Source organism: Porphyromonas sp. HMSC077F02 (genome assembly GCF_001815465.1).
Lineage (GTDB): Bacteria > Bacteroidota > Bacteroidia > Bacteroidales > Porphyromonadaceae > Porphyromonas_A > Porphyromonas_A somerae.
Genome location: NZ_KV820641.1, coordinates 1 through 254, shown reverse-complemented (window position 1 = coordinate 254; position 254 = coordinate 1). Strand labels below are relative to the sequence as shown.

1 pseudogene is annotated in these 254 nt (G+C 38.2%); it reads left to right on the top strand.

The features are described 5' to 3' along the window. Window positions 1-40 precede the first annotated feature (40 nt). Window positions 41-254, top strand: a pseudogene (locus tag HMPREF3027_RS02970) (hypothetical protein); the annotation flags it as partial.

Below are 254 nucleotides of genomic sequence, written 5' to 3'. Positions count from 1 at the left end.
TGTCTTGTCCTAGAAAAAGTTGACTCATAGATAGATTTTTATGAGTAAGTTTGTAAAAAGGAGTCAACTCCAGAAGATTTATTTTGACCGAGTTATTCACCTCTATTTTGAGGAAAACTTAGGTTATACCCAGATTTCACACCTTGTCCCTATTGGTAGGACTACGATCTTGGAGTGGGTTCATAGGTACCTAGATTCTGGGCTAGACGAAGTTATAGAGATGAAGGCGAAGAAAAAGAAGAGACAAGAAGAGC